The 19,521-nt window shown below is 72.6% G+C and carries 14 protein-coding genes; 4 read left to right on the forward strand and 10 right to left on the reverse strand.

What is annotated here, in order from left to right; all coding sequences use genetic code 11:
* Positions 1-61: 61 nt before the first annotated feature.
* The 5 genes from DEH69_RS12730 to DEH69_RS12750 all read right to left on the reverse strand — a co-directional run bounded on the left by DEH69_RS12730 (position 62) and on the right by DEH69_RS12750 (position 6,047).
* On the reverse strand, positions 62-1,147 hold the full coding sequence (locus tag DEH69_RS12730; protein WP_258534626.1) for a hypothetical protein: 1,086 nt from the start codon (positions 1,145-1,147) through the stop codon (positions 62-64).
* Positions 1,144-3,144: an ABC transporter substrate-binding protein gene (locus tag DEH69_RS12735; protein ID WP_113687062.1), complete on the reverse strand. Its 2,001-nt coding sequence runs from the start codon at positions 3,142-3,144 to the stop codon at positions 1,144-1,146. The genes DEH69_RS12730 and DEH69_RS12735 overlap by 4 nt, the downstream gene beginning before the upstream one ends.
* Positions 3,141-3,884, reverse strand: coding sequence for a toll/interleukin-1 receptor domain-containing protein (locus DEH69_RS12740; protein ID WP_113687063.1), 744 nt, complete (start codon positions 3,882-3,884; stop codon positions 3,141-3,143). Before DEH69_RS12740 ends, DEH69_RS12735 begins: the two co-directional genes overlap by 4 nt.
* A 30-nt stretch (positions 3,885-3,914) precedes the next feature.
* Entirely contained in the window at positions 3,915-5,213 is a 1,299-nt protein-coding gene (locus DEH69_RS12745; protein WP_113687064.1) for a helix-turn-helix domain-containing protein, read from the reverse strand.
* Between the two features lie 261 nt (positions 5,214-5,474).
* Positions 5,475-6,047 carry an arabinan endo-1,5-alpha-L-arabinosidase gene (locus DEH69_RS12750; RefSeq protein ID WP_220131248.1) on the reverse strand — a complete coding sequence of 191 codons (573 nt, stop codon included), beginning with the start codon at positions 6,045-6,047 and terminating at the stop codon, positions 5,475-5,477.
* A gap of 11 nt (positions 6,048-6,058) precedes the next feature.
* Between DEH69_RS12750 and DEH69_RS32030 the strand changes: the two genes are divergently transcribed.
* The 3 genes from DEH69_RS32030 to DEH69_RS31480 are packed head-to-tail and all read left to right on the forward strand — an operon-like array spanning position 6,059 to position 7,106.
* Positions 6,059-6,538 (forward strand): ABC transporter permease, encoded by a 480-nt coding sequence (locus DEH69_RS32030; protein ID WP_220131249.1) that lies wholly within the window; start codon positions 6,059-6,061, stop codon positions 6,536-6,538.
* Positions 6,535-6,777, forward strand: coding sequence for a hypothetical protein (locus tag DEH69_RS32035; RefSeq protein WP_220131250.1), 243 nt, complete (start codon positions 6,535-6,537; stop codon positions 6,775-6,777). Before DEH69_RS32030 ends, DEH69_RS32035 begins: the two co-directional genes overlap by 4 nt.
* A gap of 17 nt (positions 6,778-6,794) precedes the next feature.
* A complete protein-coding gene (locus DEH69_RS31480; RefSeq protein WP_181727409.1) occupies positions 6,795-7,106 on the forward strand; it encodes a hypothetical protein in 312 nt (103 codons plus the stop codon).
* Positions 7,107-7,147: 41 nt separating this feature from the next.
* On the opposite strand, the gene DEH69_RS12765 is transcribed toward DEH69_RS31480, so the two are convergent.
* The 5 genes from DEH69_RS12765 to DEH69_RS12785 form a co-directional block, all read right to left on the reverse strand.
* Positions 7,148-8,800, reverse strand: a complete 1,653-nt coding sequence (locus DEH69_RS12765) for a GxGYxYP domain-containing protein (protein WP_113687065.1) — start codon at positions 8,798-8,800, stop codon at positions 7,148-7,150.
* Positions 8,801-8,812: 12 nt separating this feature from the next.
* A complete protein-coding gene (locus DEH69_RS12770; protein WP_181727410.1) occupies positions 8,813-12,388 on the reverse strand; it encodes a polysaccharide lyase family protein in 3,576 nt (1,191 codons plus the stop codon).
* A gap of 322 nt (positions 12,389-12,710) precedes the next feature.
* Positions 12,711-14,315 (reverse strand): FAD-dependent oxidoreductase, encoded by a 1,605-nt coding sequence (locus DEH69_RS12775; RefSeq protein ID WP_113687067.1) that lies wholly within the window; start codon positions 14,313-14,315, stop codon positions 12,711-12,713.
* A 23-nt stretch (positions 14,316-14,338) separates the two neighbouring features.
* On the reverse strand, positions 14,339-15,994 hold the full coding sequence (locus tag DEH69_RS12780; protein ID WP_258534627.1) for an FAD-dependent oxidoreductase: 1,656 nt from the start codon (positions 15,992-15,994) through the stop codon (positions 14,339-14,341).
* Complete coding sequence (locus tag DEH69_RS12785) at positions 15,984-17,618, reverse strand: extracellular solute-binding protein (protein WP_147255547.1); 1,635 nt, start codon at positions 17,616-17,618, stop codon at positions 15,984-15,986. Before DEH69_RS12785 ends, DEH69_RS12780 begins: the two co-directional genes overlap by 11 nt.
* A 275-nt stretch (positions 17,619-17,893) precedes the next feature.
* Between DEH69_RS12785 and DEH69_RS12790 the strand changes: the two genes are divergently transcribed.
* On the forward strand, positions 17,894-19,483 hold the full coding sequence (locus DEH69_RS12790; protein WP_113687070.1) for an FAD-dependent oxidoreductase: 1,590 nt from the start codon (positions 17,894-17,896) through the stop codon (positions 19,481-19,483).
* Positions 19,484-19,521 lie beyond the last annotated feature (38 nt).

Genomic DNA, 19,521 nt, shown 5'->3' on the forward strand with positions numbered 1-19,521 from the left:
GCCATGGCAGGCTTGGCAGGGCTTGGCACGGGCCTCCACCGCCGCCCTCACGGGCCCGGCGTCAGACGCCGTACGGCGGGCGCGGGTCCTCGGAGCGGGGGGCGTTCTCGCCCTCTTCGCTCGGCCCGGGGCCCGGTGACTCGTCGGGGAAGGTGAAGAGGTGGGAGAGGTCGTCGCCCTCCTCCTTCCGCCCCGTGGCCCGCAGATCGTCGGCGAGCCGGTCGGCGATGAGCCGCATGTCGGGGTCGTCCCGTGCGAGGCCGAGCCATCGCATCAGGGCCTCGGCCGCCACCTCGGCCGCCCGCCCCGGCGGCTCCTCCGGCAACGGCCCGCGCTCGACCGCCTGTTCCTCGGGCATCCGGTCCAGCAGCTCGCGGAACGGCGGGGCGACCTCGCTGTTGTTCGCCGCGGCCGAGAGCTGGGCCAGCAGGCCGATGCGCTCGACCGTCTGCTCCACCTGCTCGCCGTTTCTGGCCAGCCACCACACGACCGTGCTGCCCGGGTCCTTGAGCACGTCGTCCGTCAGATACGCCCGCTTGTTGCGCTCGTAGTTGCGCTCGTGCTCCCAGACCTCCTCGTCCTTGCGCACATTCGACAGCTTGGTCAGGCGCTCATGGTCCGTCTCCGTGAGGCTCAGGGTGACGCTCTTCGCCATCGCGAGCACACGGCCCGACGTGTCGAGCTCCATCACGCCAAGCACACCGTTGAGTTGATGCTGGGCCATCGTGCTGTTCGCGGGGTGCTGGCGTGCCGCGAACGCCCGGGCCCGCAGCAGGACCGCCTGCACGGCGAGGCCGCAGGGGTCGAAGTAGGCCGGAACCTCCGCTTCCTGGGGGATCCACCGCACGGTGGCTGAGAAGAGGAAGTGGTAGTCGGGAGCGGCGCTCGGCAGGACGACGTTGGTCACCCGGTGCTCCTGGCGCGGCGGAGGGGCGATCGGCAGATCGGGCTCCAGCGTGCTCTCGGGCGGGATGTACCCGTATGGCTGGTCATCGCCCCTGAACGCGATGAACCCGCCGACCGCGAGCACGCCGCCCAGCGCGGGCCACAGCCACGACGGCCAGCCGGTGCTCAGCCCGGCGATTCCGAGGACGAGGCCGCAGATGATGGTGAGGAACACCGTCAGGACGCGGCGTTCGGAGCTCATGGCATCTCCGAGGTGTGCGGCGCGGACGTGGCGAACGCCAGTGGCGCGAGGCCCTGGGCGGCGTCGAGGCACCGCCGGAAGTGGGCGGCGACGGCGCCCGCCTCCACGCGGTCGCTCACCCTGGCGTGGGCCCACCGCCGCGAGACCACATACATGCGGCTGACCGCGGATGGCTGGTCGGCGCCGGAGTCGGCGAGCGTGGCGAGAAGCAGCGCGCGATGCCCCTGGTCGGCGGCCAGCGCGGCGTCAAGCCACCGCTCGACATGGGGAGCCCACACCTCCTGGGCGAGCTGCCGGAGGACGGCGGCCCAGCCCGCGCTCAGTCTCTCCACGACGACGGGGCCCATCAGGGAGGCGTGGCTGCCGGACACCTCGTCCGCGAGGGCGAGGAAGATCCGGCCGTCCGCGGTCGGGAACCGGGGGGCTTCCTCGCTGTGGGGGACGAGGCGGCGCAGAAGGTAGGCGCACAGGCGGCGCTCGCGGATCGCCAGGGCGGTCAGCGCGTCGCACGCCGGGCGCCTGTCCGACGAGCCCTCGGCGCGGGCCAGATGATGCAGCCTGACCAGGGCCTGGTCAGGGTGGCGCAGGGCCATCACCTCCTCGCACACGACGACGATGGCGAGGCGGAACGCCGTGGGCAGAGCCGGTCTGCTCACGCAGTCGAGGATCTGCCGCCGCAGCGCGTGCCCGTGAACGCCATGGCGGAGTCCATGCGCCAGGAGCTCGGCCGCGTCCGGCAGGAGACGCCGCCCGTCCCCGCGTTCGGTCCAGGCGCGGGCCAGTCCCAGCAGGTCTTCGGGCTGGCCGACGCGCAGGGCCTGTTCGGCGAAGCGCGCGACGAGGGACCGGCGCGCCTCGCCGTCGAGCCGGAGCGTGCGCAGACAGTTCTCCACCCAGACGCGGAAGTCGGGGCGCAGATCGGGAAAGTAGGTCCAGAAGTGGCTCAGGACCGCCCGGTCGCGCCCCAGGTCCCGAAAGCGAACGCCATCCCCGGTCTCGACGGGGGCCGAGATCTTCGCCAGCTCGCTGGTGAGATCGGCCCGGTCAAGCCGCGGCCGCTCGTCCTCGGGATGACCCACGCGATTCAGGAGGTCGACCGACGCCTGGTGGATGGTGTCCGGCGGGGAGCCGTGCAGCATCGCCACCGTCAGGGCGAGCGCCCGCTGCCTTCCGTCCTCGAGACCGGCGATGAACCGCGCCGTCCGTGTCCCATGGTCCATGACCTGGGCCAGGGCCTCGGCCCACCACTCGGGGAAGCGCCCGCGGGGGTCACGCTCCCGCGCGACGCCGATGAGGTGGGCGAGCCACGCCACGTCGCGCAGGGGCGCCTTGGCCAGGTGGTCGGCCACCGCGGTCTCTCTCAGCTCGACCGGGGACAGAGCGATCCCTTGCCGCCGCAGATAGCGCATCATCAGCTCATCCGCAGGCGGGCGTTCCACATCCGCGATCAGGTGGCGCAGCTCCGGGGCGAGCGAGCCCTTGAGGTGCGGCGAGATCACGACGACCAGGCGGGCACGGCGCTTCTCCGCCACGGCCCTGAAACCGGCGAGCTCCGTCTGGACCCTGAGGTAGCGCGTCGTATCGCTGGTGGACAGGTCCAGCACCACGCGGTCGCCGTCGCCGATCGAGCCGCGGTCCAGCGTGGCCTCGTCCTCGCCGTGGCCGGGGTCGATCTCGTGGATGCCCGCCCCGTCCGCACCCGACTCGAAGAGCAGCATCAACGCCGCCGTGCGCCTGCCGCTGCCCGCCGCCCCCGAGAGCACCACGGAGCCGTGACCCCGCAGCAGACCGCGGGCCCGACCGAATCCTCCCGGTGGGACGAATCGCTGGTACAGCCAGTTCAGGTCGCGCTCGGCGACGTTCCGCGGATCGCGGTCCTGCGCGCGGAGGCGCCGGGTCGCGTCCTTCATGTCGTAGTAGTAGTGGACGTGCTGGTCTCCCGTCCCCGAGTGCATCGGGGCGTCCGCGCTGAGGACGGACGTCGTGAACGTCGTCACCTCTCGCCCCTCGGTCGGCGGAAGGAGTCGCCGTGGTCGGCGTCGTCGCTGCTGTGGGCACCGAAGATGTTCCCTGAGCCGGTGTGCAGGGGACCGTGTGACTCCGCGATGATGTTTCCGACATTGCCACTGAAACCGCTGATGTTGCCGATGCCGCCGCGCTGGTGCGAGGTGCGCATGGCGCCGCTCTCCGGTGCGTCCGGCTCGTCGGAGTCCGGCTCCCTGGCCGGGGCGGCGCCGTCAGGCGGGCCCTCGTCGGCGGCGCCCAGCTCCGGCACCCGCTTGGCGAGCTGGTCCCCTATGAGCGCCAGGTCGTGCTGGGCGGAGCGCAGCGTGTACCGCATGTACTGGTGCTCCGCGAGCCGGGCGAGCGAGCCGGGGAGGCGCCCGGGATCGAGCTGTTCGGTCTTCCGGCCGAGGAGGATCGGGATGACCTCGACCCCGTACTCGAACGCGTCCTCGATCTCCCGGCGGACCCAGTCCTTCTCGTTGTCGAGCGCCCTCGTCTCCGGCCGGTCCTTGTCCGGGGCGTCGAGCCAGCGGTCGCCGATCAACGCCAGGAGCACGCTGCTTCGGCGCACGCCCTTGTGCAACGCGTCGCTGTAGTCGGCCCCCGCCTCGATGGACGGGGCAGCCAGGAAGATCTTGCCCTCGCCAAATCGGCGCGTGAGCTCGTTGTAGAACGTGTACGCGGCCTCCTTGCCGTCGATGGTGCGGTAGTTGATGAACACTTCAGGCACGAAAACGGCCCTTTCTCGGTCGGATCCGAATCACTTGAAGGGGGAAGACGAGGGGCCGCTCAGGGCTGCGGCCAGGTCAGGGCTCAGGGAGCGCACGGCGGCGTTGCGCTGATGACGGGCCAGGACGCGGGCTGTGCGGCGGAGATCGGCCACGATGGTGGCGGAGTGCACGGCGCTCGCCTGGCCGAGCAGCGGACGAAGGACCTCGCACGCCTGCTCGATCTCCCCCGCCGCCGCGTGGGCCAGGGCCAGGCGGACCCCATAGCGGGTGCGGGTCCGCAGGGCATGGGCCGGAACCCTGGCCGTTTCCCTGGCGAGCACTTCGGCGGCGCGCCCCGGGTGCCCGAGGTGGTGCAGGCACCAGCCGGTGTACATGGAGACCACATCGGGAACGTGCGAGGCGCCGATGACGGGCGCGCCGGGATCCGGCCGGTCGAGGGCCAGGAGTTCGCGCGCCCGGTCGAGGCTGCGCATACAGGCCCCGTAGTCGCCGCTCAGCGCGTACGCCTGGGCCTGCTGCTGTGCGGCGAGCCCTCTGATCCGGGGCGGCGCACCGGCGTTGACGGCGTGCTCCGCGAGGCCGACCGCCTGCGCGATGTCGCCGCGCAGCAGGCTCACCAGGCCGCGTCGGACCAGTCCGTACACCGCGAGATGCGGGTCGTCGCCAGCGGCCGCCAGCTCCACGGCCCGGTCGGTCCACCAGAGGGCGGCCTCGTCGTTCCCCGATTCCTGGGCCATCCAGCCGGTGTACTCGGCGAATCGTGACGCCACGACCAGCATGTCGCGCCGCGTTCGCGGGCCGGAGCGCAGCGCCGCCTGCTCCAGGCCGTGGGTCTGGGCGATCAGCGACGGCAGCAGCATCCCGGGGTCCGACGCCTGCCCAAGTCGGCGGAACTGGCCGAAGAGCGAGCGGGATGCTTCGATGAGGCTCGTTCCTCCCGCGTCCGCGGTCGAGCGCGGGCCGCCCAGGCCGAAGGCGAGCGCCGAGCCCGCGCCCGCCGCGGTCACCTGCCGCCGGTCCATGGCCTCGAACCGGCCCGAGCCGTCCTTGTTCATGCGTAACAACCACACTTCGCCGTCGTGACCCGTCGGGGAGAGCTTCGTGGGCACCGCGGGGTCGGGCACGAGGGCGGCGAGGGCGCCGCCCGCGTCGAGCGCGGTGTCGCAGAGCCGGGCGAGCTCGGGCGTGGGGCGCTTGTGCCCGTTCTCCACCTTGCTGAGGAAGCTCTTGCTGTAGTGCACCGAGGCGGCCAGGCGGTCGAGCGTTAGCCCGGCCGCCAGGCGCAGCCTGCGGAGTTCGGGGCCGAACGGTCGCGAGATCTCAGGCATCCGAACCCCCGTGGCCGACCTTCCCGATCGGGTGTCGGCCACCGGCAGTCAGCCTGCGGCACCGGATGGGGGCGGAACAAGGCGATGGAGACTGTTTCCCGTTTCCCATACGGAGAGTGAACAAAGGGCTCTCCGCCGTGTCGAGGGCGCGGGCGCGTTCCACGCCACCCTCGGCCCCCGCCCCCTCCGGGCCGCGGCGGACCGCGGCGGACCCCGGCCCGGAGGAGGCGGGAGACGGGAGACGCGAGGCGGCAGGCGCGCTCAGTGCACGTACGGCCAGCCCGAGGAGTCCCAGCCGAGCCAGTTGATGCCGAGCAGCGACCTGCCGTCGTCGGCGTAGTAGTGATAGGCGAGGATGTCGTTGTCCGTGTCGGCGAACACATCCTGGTGGCCAGGCCCGTTGACGCTTCCGTGGCCCGCGAGCACCTCGGTGCCGCCGCCCGCCGTCATCGCCACGCCGTTCCGGTCGACATACGGCCCCGTGACGCTGGTGGAGCGGCCCACCATGACGCGGTAGATGCTGTCCGCGCCCCGGCAGCACAGGTCGAACGACACGAACAGGTAGTAGTGCGCGCACCGTTGAAAGATCGTCGGGGCCTCGATCGCGCCGCCGCCGCGCCCGGCGCTCGAGTGGAACGCGCCGCCCGTGCGCTTGCCGGTCGCCGGGTCGATCTGGATCATCTTGAGCCCGGACCAGAACGACCCGAACGACAGCCACCAGCGGCCCTGCCCGTCGACGACGAGGTTCGGGTCGATCGCGTTGAAGTCGTCCGAGGTCCGCTGCCCTGGCGGGCGTGGTGACCGTGGTGGCGCTGCTCGCGCCCTGACTGGCACCGCACGATCCGGTGCAGTCCGCGGGGGAGTTGTACGCGCCCGTCGGCCCGGGCGGCCACCTGCTCGGCACGGACGGCATCGGCCGCGACCTGCTGTCGCGCACGCTGCCCGGCCTGCGCACCAGCTGGCTGATGGCGCTGGCCATCGTGGCGCTCGGGCTGCTGGCTGGCGGCCTGACCGGCCTGGTGGCCGGGGCGTTCGGCGGCTGGGCCGACGCGGTGCTGATGCGGATCACCGACCTGTTCCTCGCCCTGCCGGGCACGCTGGTCGCCATCGCGGTGGCCGCGGCGCTGGGTTCGGGGCTCGGGAACACGTTCCTCGCCATCTCGGTGGTGTGGTGGCCCTTCTACGCCCGCATCGTGCGCGGCGAGGTGCGGGTGCTGGCGGCCAGGCCGCATGTGGAGGCGGCCAGGATGGCGGGGGTCGGGCGCACGCGCCTGATCGTGCCGCACCTGCTGCCCGGCGTGGTGGCGTGGTGCCCTCGGCCGTGATCACCGCGAGCCTTGACGTGGGCAGCGTGGTGCTCGTGCTGGCGAGCCTGTCGTTCCTTGGCCTCGGACAGTCGGCCCCCGCACAGGGGTTGGGCGCCGACACGGCGAGGGCTCTGCCCGAGCTGGCGGCCCACTGGTGGATCCCGGCGATCCCAGGCCTCGCCGTCATGGCGCTGAGTCTCGTGGCGAACCTCGCCGGGAACGCGGTGCGCAACCTGCTGGCCCGCGACGGTCGTTGACACGAACGGTTCCCCCGATGACTCCGCGCTTCCTCGCCGCACGGGCCGCGTCGCTGCTCGGCCTGCTGCTCGCGCTGTCCCTGGTGCTCTTCGTGCTCCAGGAGATCTCCCACACCGACGCGGTTGCCGCCACGCTCGGCGCCAACGCCTCGCCCGAGGCCATCGCGGCGGAACGCGCCGGGCTCGGCAGCTATCTGGGAGCCAGCATCCCGGTCTCCGACTTCCCCGCCGTCGCGGGCGTGACGCTCGTGCTCGGCGCGATCTCCATCGTGGCCAACACGGCGGCCGACGTCCTCCAGGGCATGGCCGACCCCCGGGTGGCGCGCTGAGCGCGACCCGGGGGCCAGGGCGGCGAGTCGGCGGGGCGGCCTCAGGCGGCGGCCTGCCTGACGAGGTGGAAGAAGTGGTCGCCGCGCACGGCCCTGAACCGGTCGTCGAGCCCCGCGATCACCGGCGCGGCCAGGGTCGGCGTCATGTCCCACGCGGCGAGGAAGATCGTGGCGAACACCGGGCGTTGACCCCCCGCCTCGTCGAACTCGGCAGCGGCCAGGTCGAGTCCTGCGCTCAGCTCGCCCTGGTTGAGCGCCATGCGCGAGCGGCCTATGGGCACCCCGGCGATGATCGGCTGCTCGGTCGTCCAGCCCGACCAGTTCTGGAAGAGGCCGACGGGGTCCATGCCGTCGGCGTAGGAGCGCACCGACGCCTCGGTCAGCGGCTCGTAGACGCTGTCGAGGCGGTTGATGATCGCGGTGGAGTCGATGCCGAGGGCGGCGCAGTAGCGGGCCGTGCGCTGCGCGAAGCCGTCGAACGTCGCGGTCGGGTAGGCGCTGGGGAAGACATAGCCGAGGCCGGAAGGGCCGCTCAGCAGATAGTCGTTGGGGGTGGCGGTCGACTGGTACCAGGAGTACAGCGCGGGCGCGGCGTCCAGGATCTCGGGCGGCACGGGCCAGTTGATCGGGATCTCGCCCCTGGCCGGGTCGTCCCACAGCTGCCGCATCTTGTGCTGCGCGTACTGGAGGTTGTCGCCGTCGCTGTAGACGAGGGTGACATAGATCTTGTTCTCCAGGGCCGGAGTGGGCGGCCGGGGCGGGGAGTTGTCCACGGGCGTCCGCACCCCGCCCCACACGGTGAGGTTCTGCGCGGTGTCGGCGGCCAGCACGTGCACGCTGCGCCGGGACAGCAGCTCGACCATGGGGCTCTCATAGGGGACGCCCGCGGTGTCGCCGCGCAGCCAGCCGATGTACGGGGCGTGGGTGGGGAGTTCGTCGGCGAGCCGCACGACAAGGGAACGCTGCGCCGGGTCGTGGTAGTCGAGCCACACCATCAGCGCCCGGTTGGCGATGGAGTAGTCGCGCAGATAGGCGGTGAGGGAGGTGTTCATGCTGCACACCATCCGGCGCTCGGTGCGTGGCCACAGGTGGTCGATCTGCCAGGTGGAGGCTTCGAGTTCATCGGCGAACCGGCCCCGCAGGTCCTCGACCACCGGCAGCCCGAGGTTGGCCGCGGTCGTGGCGCTGGCGATCACGGCGTCCTCAAGGCCCGCGAGGGTGGTGGCCACGCTGATGGTCCCCGGCAGCTCGGGGTCGGGGATGATCGCCCCGGTGATCTCACCGCGGAACCGCTCGACCAGCTCGCGCAGCGGCAGCGGGCCGCCATGGGGAACGCCGGTCTGGGGCAGCCATGTGGTCTTGCCCTCGCCGACGTTGGCCAGCAGGTAGACGCGGGGGACGGTGCGGTTGACGATGCCCTGGAGGCTGATCAGCGTGAGCTGTTCCGAGGGCGTGCGCCCCGAGAGGTCGGCGGTGAGCAGGCTCGTGGGGGCGGCGAAGCGCGGCAGGGCCTGGGCCCCTGGCCAGCTGATGCCCGCGGCACTCACGCCGCCCGCCGCCGCGCCCGCCGCGGCGGCGGGCACGGTGGCGGGCGCCGGGGCGGGCGCGGCGTGGGCGGTGGCCGTGCCGAGCAGCGGGATCGCCGCTCCGGCCGCCGCGGCGGTGCCGAGGAAGGCCCTTCGGTCGAGGTGCATGCGGTGCGGCTCCTATCGCAGCTTGACGGTGACGACCTGCCATGCGGTCAGGTCGAGGGTGAAGCGCTGGTCGTTCAGGGGGAGTTCGTGGAGCTCGTGCTCGTCGGCGCGGCACAGGACGGCCGCGTCACCGGTGTGGCGCAGCCCCAGGGTGCGGGGCTCGGGGGTGAGGTTCTGCACGCGGAGCAGCAGCCCGCGCCGGTCGCGGGGCTCGGCCACGGTGGCATGGCAGTCGCCTGGAAGCCCGAGATCGAGCAATGTGCCGCTGTCGGCTGGGAGTTGGCGGGGCTCGATGTCGTGCTTGTCGAGGCGCGTGACCTCGGAGACCATCGGGGCGGCGCGCGTTTCGAGGCCGAAGCGGGAGGCCGCGGCCGGGTCGAACGCGCCGAGCGGGGTGAACGCGTACCGCAGCGTCAGCGAACCCTCCTGCTCCGGTGGGGTGTTGGTGGGCCAGTAGTTGTTCATGACCCAGGACAGGACCGTGCCGTTGGCCGCCTCGAACGTCTCGGCCCACGTGCCGCGCACCACGTCGCCGACCGTGAACAGCGGGGCGTCGGCCGAGCACCACGCGATGTCGTCGACGGCGACGCCATGGTGGGTGGTGAACCACTCGTTGCACGCGCCGGGGGCGTGGTCGGTCGCCGGATCGACCCAGCCCTGCTGGCGGTCGTAGCGGACGCGGGGCCCCGAGCCGTCCGCGGCCGCCGCGAGGAAGGGGAAGGGGACATAGACGGACTCCTTGGCCAGGACGCGCTCCTTCTCCAGGCGCACGGTCAGCTCCACGCGGTCGTCGTCGTCGCGCAGCAGCAGGTCCGTCTGGACGAACGGCAGGCTGGGCCCGGTGCCCACGGCCCGCAGCCGCCAGCCGTCATGGGTGCGGGCGAGCCCGACCGGGGTCAACGCGGCGGTGGCGACGGTGAGTTCGGGTGGCGCGCTGGAGGGGCGGCGGGTCAGCAACGAGCTGCGGGGCGCGCGGGCGTGGCGGTGCGGGACGCCGGTGTGCGCGGGGCGGTCGCCCCGCGTGAGCGCGTCGGGCCCGTTGATGACATGGAGCACCTGCCCGAGCCGGTAGGGCGACACGGGATCGAGAAGGCGCCGCCCGGTGGCGCGGTGGACGAGGCCGACGACGGCGCCGGTCGCCGGGTCAAGATCCATCTCCCAGCGGGCGGTGGTGAGTTGCCCGGGAACGGGCCGCCACTGCGGCGGCGCGAAGGCCGCGGCGGGTGCGGCGGGTGCGGCGGGGCGGGCCGCGTCGGCGGTGGGGTCGCCCTCGTCGCCGTTGGGGTTCACCCTGTGGGCGGCGCCGAGCGGCAGGGCCCGGTAGCCGAACCCCGGCACATCGGGCACGGTGAGCCGCACGCGGTGCAGCCCGTCGCAGTCCTCGAGCACCTCGTACGGCAGCGCGGGATCCCCGATCGGGGTGCCCGCGGGGACCTCGGCCTCGACGGTGACGGCGCGCGCCCAGCCGAGGGGATTGTGCACCAGCAGGGTGGGCCCATCGGTGCTGACCAGCTCGCCCAGCTGGCTCAGCGCGCGCCGCGCCTCGTCGATGGCCGTGCGGTGCGCGGTGTGCACGCGGTGCCGCTTCCAGTCGAGCTGGTCGCCGACCTGGTCCCCGTGCGGGTGCCCGACGCTGTGCGACCATGTCCACGTGTGCTCGCACCCGTAGAGCGCGCCCTCCCAACCCCGGTCAAGCGCCTCCCTGTTGGGCCGGTATCCGGGGTCGGCGCGGGCCACCAGGGCGGCCAGCCCCTCGGCGGCTGGCAGCGCGGACTGCGCCGCGCGGTGCTCGGCGACCACGGCGGCGCCCGTTCCCACGCCGTCCTCCCAGTAGCTGCCGCCGTCGCCGCGCCACAGCGGCAGCCGGTCGGCCAGGGGGCGGACGGCGTCCAGGTAGTCGGCGAGGGTGGACATGCGCAGCCTGGGGTGGGCGTAGACGGCGTTCCAGCGGGCGGCGAACCCGGCGTCGCCGTCGGCCAGGTCCTCGTTGTCGGCGTGGGTGCCGATCAGCGCGAGGTCGTGGGGCGCGTAGTCGGGGCGTTCATAACGGGCCACATAGCGGGGCAGCGACTGGGCCCCGCCCGTGACGGTCTGCGGGTCGGCGACCATGAACCGGAGCTGGGAATACGCGTCGGCGAAGTGCGTCAGCACGGTGCTGCCGTCCACGCCCTGCCAGCGCACGGGGGTGGCGAGGTGCTGGGCGTCGCTGTCCGCGTTGGCGCCCCTGCTGTGGTTCTCGATGCCGACGAACGCGGTGATGCCGAGCGAGGTGAGGACGGCGGGCAGGGCGGAGCTGTAGGAGGGGACGTCGGTGAGATTGGCGTACTCGACGGGGACGCCGTACTCATCGCGGAGCCGCACGGCGGCATACGCGGCCCGGTAGGTCTCCTCCAGGCTGGCGACGCCGGACAGGAAGAGGCTGTGGAACGCGTTGACGGCCAGACGGCGTTCGCGCAGCGCGGCCAGCACGCGCTCGGCGCGCCCTGGGGCGCGGGTGGCCAGGTACTCGTCGAGGATGAGCGAGCCGTCGAGCGAGAAGCGGAAGCCGTCGTCGCGCTCAAGGGCGGCGATGGCGCGGTCGAGGTTGCGGCTGTGCAGTTCGAGGACCTTGCCCTGGGCGTCGGTGTAGCCGACGTCGAGGTGGACATGCGGGATGAGGTGCAGGGTCCACTTGCGGGCCGGGTGGAGCGTGAACGCGACCGGCTCGCCGCCATGTTCGGCCAGCAGGACGGTGGCCTCGGTGTCCCCGTCGAACTCCGGCACCGGGAAACGGACCCGCACATCGCCGAAGTCCCTTCCCGCCCTGCCGAGTTCGAGGCGGTGCGCCCTGCCCGCCACGTGGACGTCGGCGGTCGGCGGCCAGGGCGCGCCCGCGGGCACGCGCACGGTGAGATCGATCAACGCGTCGAGCCCGGTGGCGCGTTGGAGATACAGGGGGGTGGGGGCGAGGGCGACATCGGCGCTCTGCGCGGCGGGCGCGGCGGCGGGCCACAGGCCGAGGCCGCGCCATGTGATGCCCGCGCCGAACCAGTTGCCGTACTGCTCGCGGTGGCGCGGGAGTTCGTTGTCGAGCGCGTCCAGCGCGGCCCCTTCGAGCCCGGTGGCGGCGGCCCGGTCCACGGTGGTGGTGAGGGTGAGGACATGGGCGCCGGGCGCGAGCCAGGCGGCGGGCAGGTGGATGTCGAGGGCGCACTCCCCCGCGATGGGCCCCTGCCGGTCGACCTCGGCGCGGTCGTCGCGCACGACGTGGGGGTGAAAGAGGCCACGGTGCGCGCCGTCGAGGTCCACGGCCAGGTCGGGGCAGGGCCCGTGCGACCCGGCGAACCGCAGCCGCAGGACACACCCGTCGCCCGGCACCTGTCCCTCGGCGACGTCGAAGGCGACCTCCATCCGGTGCTGGCGCCACCCGGTGCTCGCGTTGAGGGGGCTGGGATGGAAGAGGGGCCAGTCCCGCTCGGGCGACGACACCCCGACGCGATACCGCAGCGCGGGCTCGTCGCCCGGGGGCCACTCCCCGCCGAACTCCGAGGCCCGACTGACACTTTCGGGCACCCCGATGCGCCAGAGCGGCACGGGCTGAACAGACACAGACGACCTCCGGTCAGGTGAACGCTTGCTCCGGGATGTGAGCTCCGCGATGTGAGCTCCGCTCGGTTCGCCGAACGGACGTGTGGTGGAGCGATGAGGGGATGGAGCGATGGGGGTGGCCCCGAGGGGCCGGGGCGGTCCGGCTCGCCCTTGGACGACCGCCCCGGCGCGAGCGATCGGCCGCCAGGCCGCAGGCCGCCACGCCGCCAGGCCGCCACGCCGCCAGGGCGGCGGCGTTCGTCGCGCTCTGCGCGACGGGGCCCGCCGCCCCTGGCGGCCCACCCGCACCCCCACCACCCGCACCCGACAACGGCTCAGCGCGCTACGTCGCGAGAACGCTGCCGAACTCCTCGAGCGCCGCCGCCAGATCCGCGTAGCGGTACGACTGCACGGGCTGGTTTCTGGCGATCGACTGGGCCGCCAGCTCGCCCGCGGCCTCGCCGAGCATGCCGTAGTTGGGTTCCATCCGCGGGGAGAGATAGGCGACATGGCTCGCGGAGAAGCAGATCGGCACGGTGAGGTTGTCGATGGAGCCGGAGGAGGGGAAGAGGGATTCGGCGGGGATCTGGTAGAGGTCCACCAGCACGTTGCCCTCCTCGCCCGTGAGCGAGCCCTCGCCGATGAGATAGCGGGTCCCGTCGGGGTAGAGCTGCACGGTGTGGCAGTCAAGGCCGTACTGCCAGCAGGCGACGGACGTGGACTTGGTGTTGTTCGGCGCGAACAGGTCGTGCTGCGTGAGGACATGGGCGCCCTGCATGCGTCGCCCCTCGCGGATGTAGAGCTGGTGGGGGAAGCCCGCGCCGTGCGGGCTGTCCGTGAACTCGTCGGCTGGCAGGCCCCAGGTGGCGGTGTCCGCGCGGAACGACTCGGGCAGGGAAGGGTCGTTGGCCAGCCAGTACTGCATCCCCTGGTGCCAGCGCACCTGTTGGGCGATGATCTCCTCGCGCCTGGCCCAACTGCCGTCCGGGTACTCCCAGCTGGCGCCGGGCAGGTCGTACCCGATGAAGAGGCCCTGGTTCGTCTGGTGCTTGCCGCCGGGGATGGCCGCGGTGGTGCCGACCATCTGGGTCATGCCGGTGATGCCGCGGTATTCCAGCAGCGACCGCAGATGGACGTAGTCGGCGGGGTCGTAGCCCTCGGGGCGCGGGAACGGCAGCCGGTCGGCGGCCTGGGTGAGCACGCCGCGGAAGTTGTACGCCTGCACCTTCTCGTCCGCGTCGCCCTCCGCGCCCGTGGGCACGGGCCCCACGGGGTAGCCCGTGTTGGGGCTGAAAAGGCCGCGGCGCAGCACGGAGTTGGGGCGGAAGCCCGCGTAGGACTCGTCGTAGGTGGCGGAGGACTCGCGGCCCACGTGGTAGGGGACGCCCGCGGCGGCCATCAGGTCGCCCTCGTAGGAGGCGTCGATGAAGAACCGGGCGTTGACCCATCCGGCGGATGACCGCACGGACTCGATGCGGCGCCCGTTCATGGTCAGGTCGGCGGGGCCGTTGATGCGCTGGTTCTTGCGGATGACGGCGCCCGCCTCGTCGAGGAGGCGGCGCGCGATGAGCCTGGCCACCTTGGGCTCGAAGCGGTACTGGGCCGGGGAGCCGACGCCGTAGTGGGCGCCGATGGCGTCGAAGAACGACGTGCGGGTGAGTCCGGCGAGGGCGCCGATGGTGTTGGGGATGTCGGTCTTGACCAGGCCGCCGCTGACAACTCCCCCGATGTGGTTGGTGGGTTCGAGGACGCAGGTGGTGTAGCCGCGCTTGCTCAGGCGCAGGGCGGCCATGATCCCGGCCAGGGTCGCGCCATACACGACGGCGTCGTAGGTCTCGGCGCGCGGGGCCGCGGTGGCCCCGGCTTTCGCGGCGGGGGCCGCGGCCAGGGTTCCTGCGGTGGCGGTGGCGGCGGTGGCCGCCGCCGCCAGGAAGCGTCGTCGCTCCATGGGTGGGGGTCCTGCCTTCCTGGTCAGGCCCGCCGCTCGGGGCGGGCGTAGAGCGGGGTGGCGTTTCGGCGGGCCTGGGAGGGCCGGGTGGTGCGGATGGAGTCGGGCCAGGTGACGGGGGCGCCGAGGGTGCCGGTGAGCAGTCGTTGCAGGTCCTCGGTGGCGCGCGGGGAGTCGGCGACGGCGTGCGGCTCGGTGCGTTCGGCGGCGCAGTGGGCGGCGAGGGCGCCCACCGCCTCGCCGATGGACCACTCCACCGGGTGCAGGCGGTAGCAGCCGTTGGTGAGGTGGGTGGTGCCGATGTTCTTGGCGGCGGGCAGGAGGTTGCGCAGCCGCACGGGGATGAGGGCGCCCAGCGGGATCTGGAACGGGTAGCACTCCAGGTTGACGTAGGAGACGCCGGATGAGCTGGGGTGCAGGTCGATGTTGTAGTGGCCGACGCCGACGCTGTCGGGGAACGTGGCGGCGCCCGCGCCGTTGGGCCTGTCCACGACGGCGACGTGCTGTTCGAGAACGGTGAACCTCGCGCGGATGCGCCGGGCTTCGCGGATGTAGACGGACTTGGCGAGGCCGTCGTCGGTGTCCACGAGGTCAGGGCGGAGGCGCAGCCCCGGGAGGTCCTGCTCGGTCTGCATCCAGTGCAGATAGCTCAGGGAGAGCTCGCGGCAGCGGGTCAGTGCGCGGGCGCGGTCGGCCGCGGTGACGCCGGGGCCGATCAACGGCGCCTCCCAGTAGTCGGTGTTGGGCCAGTTGACGAGGGTGATCTCGGAGTCGAACGCGCCCGGCTCGAACGGGGCGAGGGCCCTGATGCGGCGGAAGTGCCACAGGTCGCGTGAGGTGGGGGCGTCCTGGGGGTCCTCGAAGATGCGGTTCTCGCGGGCGCCCATGGTGTGGATGTCGACCTTGTCCCAGGAGAGTTGGGGCCCGGGCCAGAACGGGTCGGTGTGGGTGCGCCAGTGGTCGTAGGAGGGCGGGCGTTCGACGATGTGGCTCTCGCCGGGCCGGTATTCGAGGGGGAAGCACCAGGTGATGGCCTGCTGGTCGAGCGGGTCGGCGACGGGGGCGCCATGGGGTTCGCCGGTGTCGTCGCGGGACTCGGCGCCGATGACGTGCTCGGCGTCGGCGAGTTCGAGGAGATCGCCGAGCTCGGTGGCGTCGACGACCAGCGGCGCCTCGAACGTGACGCGTCGGCCGTCGCGCGCGTTCTCGAACGTCACCGCCGTCACGCGGTCGCCCTCGGTGTGCGCGGCGACCGGCGTGTGGTGGTACAGCACGGTGACGCGGCCCGACGAGCGGTGGGGGGCGAGGAGTTCGTCGATGACAGCGACGGCGGCGCGCGGCTCGTGGCAGAGGCGACTGACCATGCCGAGCCCTGGGTTGAGGGTGGGGTCGGCCGAAGCCTGCGCGGTGAGGGGGTAGTTGCGGCGGTAGTGGTCGCGGATGCGGGAGCGGAGCGTGGCGTAGCCGCGGGCGATGTGCTCGGTCTCGATCCAGGGGTGCTCGTCGGACGGCACGGCCTGGGCGGTGAGTTGGCCGCCGAGCCAGTCGGTCTCCTCGGTGATGACCACGGTGAGGCCGAGGCGCGCGGCGGTGAGCGCGGCGGCGACCCCGCCGAGGCCGCCGCCCGCGACCAGCAGGTCGGGGCGGCCTACGGCGGTGCGGGGGGCGTCAGTTGGCACGGGCGAACTCCGCCTCGTACTCGGAGCGGATGGCATCGCCGCCCTGGTTGCGCCAGTCGCGCACGGCGTCGTCCCAGTCGGACACGGGCTTGTTGCCCCGCATGATCTGGTTGAGTGTGTCCTGCATGAGCCGCTGGATGACGCCCTTCTTGGTGGTGTCGGTGTCGGAGTAGAGGCCGGATCCCGCGCTGCGCACGAGCCCGGGCACGACGCGTTCCTGGTAGGCGTGCTGGGCGCGGACGCGCGTCTCGTCGCCGGGGCCGAGGAACGGCGGCCCGTCGGTGAGGTATTCGAGCGGGAGCCTGGTCTGGGTCTCGCCCGCGCCTGTGAGGGTGGGGACGCCGTTCTCGAAGGTGAAGTGCTCTCCTTCGACGCCATAGGTGCGGAAGAGGTGTTCCTCCGTGCCGAAGGGCGCGGCGAGCCAGTTGGCGAGGGAGAGCAGCTGCTCGACGCGCCGGGCGTCGTCGGTCTTCTTGAGCGCGGTGAGGGCGAAGGTGGCGCCGCCCGCGAAGTGCGCGGCGTCGCCGCCGCCTTCGTAGGCCGGGGCGACCACGGCGCCCACGGAGATGTCGTAGGTGCGGGTGAGCAGGTCCCAGGCGGCGGCGCCGTCGCGGTTCAGCGCGGTCTTCCCGGTGCCGAACCAGATGCGCGGGTCGGACGTGGCGGCGAACGAGTCGGGGTGGAAGACGCCGTCGCGCACCAGGCGGGCGAGGTCGTCGGCGGCCTGCTTGGCCTCCTCCGTCTCGAACCACGACGTGAACTCCCCGCCCTGCTCGCCCCATTCGTTGGGCGCGCCCAGCATCTGCATGAGGAACGCCCAGGTGGACAGCGGCCCGGCGGAGCCGAAGCCGAGCGCCCAGTGGCCCGCGCGCTCGTCGGTGAGGCCCGCGCACAGCTCGGCGAACTCGGCGAAGTCGGCGGGCTCGGGGTTGAGTCCGCGCTCCTCGATGAGGTCGGCGCGGCACAGCATGATGTTGCCGACCGAGGGGCGGGGCGTGGGGAGGGCGTAGATGCCGCCGTTGTAGACGCAGGTGCGCCAGGACTCGGTGGGGATGTTCGCGAGGAAGGGGTACCTGCGCACGGCGTCGCCGGACACGTGCTCGGTGAGGTCGGTGAACTGGGCCTTCAGAAGCTGGGCGCGCTGCGGCTGGTCGAGGCGGATCTCCACCAGGTCGGGCAGGTCGCCGCCCGCCAGCACGGCCGAGAGGCGCTGCATGTAGCTGGAGTCGGGCACCATGTTGAGGCTCAGCTCGGTGCCGAGGCGCTCGTTGAGTGCCTGCCAGAAGGGATTGTCCCCCACGGCGGGCGGCACGGGGTCGAAGATGTTGACAAGCGCGGTGATCCCCTCGCCCCCGCTGCCGGGGTCGCCCTCGATGCCGCGCACGGGCGTCGGATAGGCGAAGTACCCGGCGAGCACGCCGTCCTGGGAGGCCGGGAGGTCGGGTGTAACGCCGGTGAAGGGGATGTGCTCGGGGAGCGTGACCGCGCGGTTGGCGGCCCCCTGGGCCGAGGAGTCGGCCCCGCCGTCACCGCAGCCCGTCAGCAGCGGGAGGGAGGCGGTGGCGAGTGCCGCCCCCGAGGCACTCGCGAGGAAACGGCGGCGGCTCATGGGTCCGATGGTCACGGCGGAACCCCTTCCTGCGATTGCTAATATCGGTGATAGGGGCGCGACTTGATGGGGTGCACATCTGGCGCCGGTTGCCGTTGAAGCTAGCCGACGGCCACGGTGATGCGTCAAGATGCGTGCGCCGCCTGATTTTCCAGGGGATTACGCTCAGGTATCGAGCCATCGGGAATTAGCGATATCACTGGTGGACGCGGGCAGGATGCCGATGCTATGAATATCCCCCAGCCCATCAGCCGACCGTGCCCAACAGCCATTCATGTGGAGGGACATCGATGCCCGCAGGGGAAGCGCTCGCAGGACTCCGCCACTGGCACCCGCCGGGCGCCGAGGGCGCACAGCCCGGACAATCCCCGCTCGTCGAGGCCGATCTCGTCGTCTACGGCGGTACGTCGGGCGGGGTCACCGCCGCCGTGCGCGCCGCTCGCGCGGGCCTGTCCGTGGTGCTCGCCGTCTTCGGCGACCACGTCGGCGGCATGACCACGGGCGGCCTCGGCCTCACCGACACCGGCCACCCCGACTCCGTCGGCGGCCTCGCCCGCGCCTTCTACGACCAGGTGGCCCGGCACTACGGATCACCCGCGCCGCGCTGGGACTTCGAGCCGCACGTGGCCGAGGGCATCCACGAGCGCTGGCTCGCCGACGCGGGCGTCGAGGTCCGCCGCCGCCAGCACCTCGACGCCATCACCCTGACGGAGGGCCGGATCGAGGAGCTGCGCGCCGACGACGGCACCCGCTACCGCGCGCCCTGGTTCGTCGACGCGTCCTACGAGGGCGACCTGATGGCCGCCGCGGGCGTCACCTACACCACGGGCAGGGAGCCCGCCACGGCCTACGGCGAGACGCTGGCAGGCGTCCAGCCGAGCACCAACCACCAGTTCCGCTTCCCCGTCGACCCCTACCGAACGCCCGGCGACCCGACGAGCGGCCTGCTGCCCGGCATCTCACCCGACCCGCACGGCGAGCCCGGCGAGGGCGACCACCGCATCCAGGCGTACACGTTCCGCCTGTGTGTCACCACCGCGGACGACCGGCTGCCCTTCCCGCGGCCCGATGGCTACGACCCCGGCAGGTACGAGCTGCTGCGCCGCCATGTCGAGGCGGGCGGCTACGAGTTGTACGGGCGCACATGCCTGGTCCACTCGGGGCCGCACGGCGAGGTGTTCGACATGAACAACCACGGCGCGTTCTCCTCCGACCACATCGGCGCGAACTACGACTGGCCCGACGCCGGGCACGCCCGCCGCGAGGAGATCTTCCAGGACCATGTCCGCTACCAGGCGGGGCTGTTGTACTTCCTGGCCAACGATCCCGGGCTGCCAGCGGCCGTTCACGAGGAGACGCGCCGATTCGGCCTGTCCCCACGGGAGTTCACCGACACCGCGCACTGGCCCCCGCAGCTCTACATCCGCGAGGCCCGCCGCATGGTGGCCGGTTATGTCATCACCCAGGCCGACGGCACGGCCCGCGCGTCCGCGTCCGACCCGGTCGCGCTCGCCTCCTACGTCATGGACTCGCACAACGCCAAGCGCGTCGTCGTGGACGGCGCCCCGCGCAACGAGGGCAACGTGCAGCAGAGCGTGACCCGCCCGTTCGGCCTGTCCTACCGCGCGCTCGTGCCGCGCCCCGGCGAGTGCGAGAACCTGCTGGTCGCGGCCGCCGTCTCGGCCTCCCACGTCGCCTACGCGTCCGTGCGCATGGAGCCCGTCTTCATGATGCTCGGCGAGGCCGCAGGCGCCGCCGCCGCGCTCGCCCACGCCGAGGGCTGCCCGGTGCAGAAGGTGCCCTACGAGGCGCTGCGCCACGAGCTGCTGGCGGGCGGTGCGATCCTCGACTGGCCACCGCCCGCGGCCGAACGCCCGTAGCCCGCGGCGACGCAACGCAACGCCCGTCCCCACGACGA

It is taken from the genome of Streptomyces sp. PT12, from assembly GCF_003311645.1.
GTDB lineage: Bacteria > Actinomycetota > Actinomycetes > Streptomycetales > Streptomycetaceae > Streptomyces.

Excerpts from the sequence above, each read along its gene's own strand:
- DEH69_RS12730 (WP_258534626.1), bottom strand. The coding sequence starts at position 1,147 with ATGAGCTCCGAACGCCGCGTCCTGACGGTGTTCCTCACCATCATCTGC.
- DEH69_RS12745 (WP_113687064.1), bottom strand. The coding sequence starts at position 5,213 with ATGCCTGAGATCTCGCGACCGTTCGGCCCCGAACTCCGCAGGCTGCGC.
- DEH69_RS31480 (WP_181727409.1), top strand. The coding sequence starts at position 6,795 with ATGACTCCGCGCTTCCTCGCCGCACGGGCCGCGTCGCTGCTCGGCCTG.
- DEH69_RS12765 (WP_113687065.1), bottom strand. The coding sequence starts at position 8,800 with ATGCACCTCGACCGAAGGGCCTTCCTCGGCACCGCCGCGGCGGCCGGA.
- DEH69_RS12775 (WP_113687067.1), bottom strand. The coding sequence starts at position 14,315 with ATGGAGCGACGACGCTTCCTGGCGGCGGCGGCCACCGCCGCCACCGCC.
- DEH69_RS12790 (WP_113687070.1), top strand. The coding sequence starts at position 17,894 with ATGCCCGCAGGGGAAGCGCTCGCAGGACTCCGCCACTGGCACCCGCCG.